Genomic DNA, 4,906 nt, shown 5'->3' with positions numbered 1-4,906 from the left:
CTCCTCGAACCTGGCAGAGCGCCACCGCCGGGTGGCTGGGTGTGTTCGCCGCCGCCGTCGTGATCGGAGGCCCTGTCGGCGGGGCCACGACGGTGGTGCTGACCGCACTCGCCGCCGGACTCGTTCGCCTACGCGGATCCGCCACCACCGCACGTGTTCTCGTCGTGGTCGCCGGAGCATCCACCATGCTCGGCATGGCCGTGCTGTCCACCGGCCCGTGGCGCGCACCCAACGGATACGTGGGCCACTCGTTCCTCGTTCAGTTCCCGATCCTCGTCGCACTGGTGGCGACGGGGCTGGCCGTACTCCCGCTCGGCCGGTCCGCGATGCTGCGTCGCGCCCGCCAACGCTGGACCGCACGCCGCGACGGCTCCTCCACCAACGCGTAACTGGCCGAGGCGACCGCGACACTGATCACCGTCGTCAGCGACAGCACATACAGGAAATGGCCGGTGAAGGGAACGAGCCCGAAGACCGGGAAGATGATCGACAGCACCGCGAGGTGCCAGATGAAGATTCCATAGGACCACCGGCCGATGGCAAGAGCGAAAGGGCCGGCGAGAAACCGGTGCTGACCGGTGTCGTCCAGCGCGAGCGGCGCGATGAGCGCGAAACTCATCACCGCCCCCAGCGCCATCTTGATCGCGTATTGCCACGGCTCCGGACGCACCAGCCCCTCCGGACCCGCAAGCTCCGTTGTGGTCAACGCGAACGCCACCGCCGCGATCACGAACATCCACCCACGGTGCCGCGCCCAGCGCCGCATCCGGCCGGGTGGGGCGACGGACAGCTCGGCCAGCAGCATCCCGGCACCGAACCAGGGAAGGTAGCCGGGCAGCCAGTTGTCGTGGTGGATGTGATCCGGCGTCGGGATCGGCAGGAACGCCCACGTCGCGCTCAACGCGACGACCGCCAGGATCACCGGGATACGCAGTCGGGCCGAGGGCCCCCGCAGTCGGGACAGGGTCCACGCGATCAGTGGAAGAAGTAGATAGAAAGACACCTCCACGGACAGACTCCACATCTGGGTGAGTCCGTCGGTAAGGGTCAGCGGGACGAACACCTGCACCAAGGCGAGATTGGCCCACCACGAGGTGAAGCTGGCATGCGCCGACGGCATGAACGTCAGCACCGCCGCCACCGCCACCCAGTAGGCGGGCAGGATTCGGGTGGCCCGCGAGATCCAGTACCGAACCATGCCCTGCGCGGAACCGCGTCCGCGGGCCGCGCCGGCATGCGCGCGCCACAGCAGGAATCCCGACAGTGCGAAGAACACGGCCACCGCGAGGTCGAATCGGCCCCAGATCCGGCCGAATACCGCGGTGCTCGTGGCCCCCGTCTGGAACGCCACGTGGGTGACCAGCACCCCGAGCGCCGCCAACCCGCGCATTCCCTCGAGAGCCGGAATGAACCCGTGGGCCGAAACCGGCCTCGGGACGCTCGGCGCCGAGGTGCTGACTGAACTGCTCATCACGAACAGTGTGCCTGGTACCCCACCGCGTGGCGAAAATCTGCTGTCGAGTCGTTTTCGGAGATAAAGGCCGGTGGGTTTAGTATCCGGTGGGGCAAATGGGCCCTTCGTGCTGTTAGTGTTTTGCCTCACGTGGTGTCGATGTGGGCTCCATGCGATCCGTGCAGCCAGCTGCCGGTGGGGGAATCTCAATCGACGAATTGGGTTAGGAGAGACAGCATGGCGGAACGCTCAGGGCCGAGCCGGATACTTGCTTACATTCTGGTGGGCCTCGGTGCCTTCCTCTTGGCCGTCGCCATCCTCATTCCGACCTATGGGATGAGCAAGTTGGCAAAAACGCCTTTGGATCTCGAGGCGACCACGATCGCCAAGGCAAACGGCAGTGTGCTCAACTCGCAGGCACTTCTCGCAGGCAAGGCGGAAGTCAACACGAATGTTCCGTTGGTGTCGCAGCGCTTCGTCACGGCCGAGGATCCTGCGAACGCCGACGTGGTCACCATCCAGAATGGTCAGACGCTCCGGCGCACCGACAAGCAGGGCGACACCGGCTTGCTCACCGCGTTCGTGGACCGCGTCACCGTCGACCGCAAGACGGCTATGCCGACGAACGATCCGGTAGGCACCATCCAGACACAGGCGAACCAGCCGGCCGAGGAAGTTCCGCGTGACGGGCTTCAGTACCGGTTCCCGTTCGACTCGGAGAAGAAGAGCTACCCGTTCTTCGACGTGACCGCGCGCACCACCAACGACATCAACTTCGTCGAGGAGACCGAGGTCAACGGCCTGAAGGTCTACCATTACAACCAGACCATCGAACCCGTCGATCTCTCGAAGGTCGTCAACCTCCCCACCAACAAGCTGACTCTTCCCGCCGACACATGGGGTGTTCCCGGCGGCACTCTGCCCATCACCATGACCCGCTGGTACACCAACGTGCGCGACGTGTGGATCGAGCCCCAGACCGGTGTGGCTGTCAAGGGTCAGGAGCAGGTTCACCAGTACTACGCTCGGAACAAGGACAAGCCTGAGATCGATGTGTTGAAGGCGACCCTGCCGTTCAGCGAAGAGACCATCGAGAGCCAGGCCGAACAGGCCCGGGACGGCGTCGACCAGCTCAACCTGCTCGGCCGGACCATTCCGATCGTCGCCGGTATCCTCGGCCTGATCGCCCTGATCGCGGGCATCTTCCTCGGCCTCCGCGGCGGCAAGGGCCCCAACCGGGCCGTCACCCCCAACGGTGGCGTCCCGCCGGCCGACGGTGGACGACGTCACGGCAGCCCGGAGACACAGACCGGACAGCGCGACTGGACCACGGACAAGACCGAGGAAATCCCGGTCACGGATCCGCGGCGGTACGACGAGCGGTAAGAACACCGAACAAAGACGAAGGGGACCTCGGAATCATCCGAGGTCCCCTTCGTCGTCTCTGCGCCCCCGGGTGTCGCGGCGGGCACTGCGGACGGCGAGGATGCTCGCGATCAGGGCCGTACTCGACGCGACGGTGACGGCCACGGTGATGAACTCACCGAGCGTGGATGCGAGGGTCGGCAGCGCGATCATCTCGACCGCGAAGCCGAGCCAGGCGATGAGTGCGAGGTGGGTGCGCTCCCCCGCGATGACGGACAGCAGAGCGCCCTGCAGCACGGCGAGACACGCACCGTGGAGCGCGAAGAGCCACAGTAGCGACTGCACCGGCGCGTACGCGTCGCCGACCACCAGCGGGACGAGGGGGGACGCCACCGCGACACCTGCCACCAGCACCGCCCCGATCCCGACGAGGACGGCGAGAGCGGAACGGATGGCCTGCGCAGAGTGGGCGGGGTTCGCCATCCGCGGGTAGAGCACCACCCCGACTGCCTGCGGTAGCCAGAACGCGGCCTTGGTGGCCACCGCCCCCAGCGCGTAGAGGCCGGCATCGTCGTTGCCGAGCACGATCCGGGCGATGACGAGGTCCATCGACGACAGTGCGATCAGCGCCAACTGCACCTGCGACGCTTTGAGGACGGCACTCACTCCGATCCGGGTGCTGCCCTCGGCCGTCCCGGTGTCCGTGAAGATCCTCGCCGACACCGCGACGACGGCGGTTCCCACCGCACTCGCCGCGAGCGCAAGTCCCGGCCCGCCGCCCAGCGCAAGCATGACGACGGCGGGGACCACTTTCGCGACCCCTGCCCCGGCCAGGACGATGCTGAGCGGGCCGAAGCGACCTCCACCCTGCAGCAGCCCCTGTTCGGTGCCGAGGACCACGAGCACGGGTGCTGTCATCAGTGCCGAGAACGTGGCGAGCGTGCCGGTGTCCAGCGCCCACGACACCGCGGGGGCCAGCAGGAGCGCGGCGACCCCGACGATGACGGCACAGCGGTACCCGAGTCGCCGGACGGCATGCGCGCTCCTGCCGCGAACCACCTCGCGCGCGACGACGGTCTGCAGTGCGAGTGCGGGCACCGCGAGGACGAGTTGGGCGGCCAGCAGACTGGCGAATTCGCCGTACCCGGCCGGTCCGAGCCAGCGGCTGGCCGGGAGATGCAGCAGGTAGGACGCGATATTCGCGATCATCGACCCGATCGTCACCATCGTCACCCCCGCGACCGCCGAGGTGTCAAGGGACTGGCGTGACATGCGCCCATGATGCCCTACGTCCGATGCGGCCCACCTGGATGTACCCCGTAGGGTGACGGGTCATGAACGCCCGGCCCCAAGCAGTGTGTGCCGGCGTCCCGGTGAAGACCGCGCAAGCGCTGATCCCGGGGCTCTACAGCCTCGTTCTCGCGGCGCTGATCCTCGGACCTCTGCTCGGCCCCGGCCACCTGTTGTTGCGTGACGCGGTCAGCACTCCCCGCTCGTATCTCACCGATTCGGCTCTCGGGCTGGGCGACGCCGCCGCACGGGCAGTGCCGCAGGACGCCCTGATCGCCACGCTGAGCGTTGTCGTCGACGGCGGTGTGGTGGTGAAGGCCGTCCTGCTGGGTGCGCTGTGGATGGCCGGCTGGGGCGCCGCACGGATGGTCCGGGTCGTGCTGCCGGCCGCGGGACTCGGTTCTGCGCTCGTGGCGTCGACGGTCATGCTGTGGAATCCGTACGTCGCCGAGCGGCTGCTACAGGGTCATTGGAGCCTGCTGACGGGATACGCGGCACTGCCCTGGACGATATGTGCGGCCGTCGCTCTCCGTCGTGGGCATCGCCGCGGCTGGTTCGCGTTGGCGGCGTGTCTCGCAGCGGCGGGGCTCACCCCGACGGGTGTGCTGCTGGCGGCGGTGACGGCGCTGGCCGTAACGGCTTTTCCCGGCGGACGCACCAGCGTGTGGCAGCGACTGCTCGGCGCACTGGTCCTGTTCGTTCTCGCGAGCGCCCCGTGGCTGGCGGCGACGGCGCTCTCCGGTAGTGGCGCGGACGGCTCCGACCCGGCCGGTGTGGCGGCGTTCGCGGCGCGCGCCG

The 4,906-nt window shown here is 67.9% G+C and carries 3 protein-coding genes and 1 pseudogene; 2 read left to right on the top strand and 2 right to left on the bottom strand.

Going from position 1 to position 4,906, the window contains the following annotated elements:
- Positions 1 to 259: 259 nt before the first annotated feature.
- On the bottom strand, positions 260 to 1,471 hold the full coding sequence (locus WAW17_RS12355; protein ID WP_422333263.1) for an acyltransferase family protein: 1,212 nt from the start codon (positions 1,469 to 1,471) through the stop codon (positions 260 to 262).
- Between the two features lie 219 nt (positions 1,472 to 1,690).
- On the opposite strand from WAW17_RS12355, the gene WAW17_RS12350 reads away from it, so the two are divergent.
- Positions 1,691 to 2,839 carry a DUF3068 domain-containing protein gene (locus tag WAW17_RS12350; RefSeq protein ID WP_422333262.1) on the top strand — a complete coding sequence of 383 codons (1,149 nt, stop codon included), beginning with the start codon at positions 1,691 to 1,693 and terminating at the stop codon, positions 2,837 to 2,839.
- 33 nt (positions 2,840 to 2,872) lie between these two features.
- Here WAW17_RS12350 and WAW17_RS12345 read toward each other — a convergent pair whose 3' ends face one another.
- Positions 2,873 to 4,090 carry a lipopolysaccharide biosynthesis protein gene (locus tag WAW17_RS12345; RefSeq protein ID WP_422333261.1) on the bottom strand — a complete coding sequence of 406 codons (1,218 nt, stop codon included), beginning with the start codon at positions 4,088 to 4,090 and terminating at the stop codon, positions 2,873 to 2,875.
- Positions 4,091 to 4,152: 62 nt separating this feature from the next.
- Here WAW17_RS12345 and WAW17_RS12340 point away from each other — a divergent pair.
- Positions 4,153 to 4,906: pseudogene (locus tag WAW17_RS12340) on the top strand (hypothetical protein); the annotation flags it as partial.

The sequence above is a fragment of the Rhodococcus sp. (in: high G+C Gram-positive bacteria) genome (assembly GCF_049286785.1).
In the GTDB taxonomy this organism is placed as follows: domain Bacteria; phylum Actinomycetota; class Actinomycetes; order Mycobacteriales; family Mycobacteriaceae; genus Rhodococcus_F.
This window is presented reverse-complemented; position numbering and strand designations above follow the sequence as displayed.

Excerpts from the sequence above, each read along its gene's own strand:
- WAW17_RS12355 (WP_422333263.1), bottom strand. The coding sequence starts at position 1,471 with ATGAGCAGTTCAGTCAGCACCTCGGCGCCGAGCGTCCCGAGGCCGGTT.
- WAW17_RS12350 (WP_422333262.1), top strand. The coding sequence starts at position 1,691 with ATGGCGGAACGCTCAGGGCCGAGCCGGATACTTGCTTACATTCTGGTG.
- WAW17_RS12345 (WP_422333261.1), bottom strand. The coding sequence starts at position 4,090 with ATGTCACGCCAGTCCCTTGACACCTCGGCGGTCGCGGGGGTGACGATG.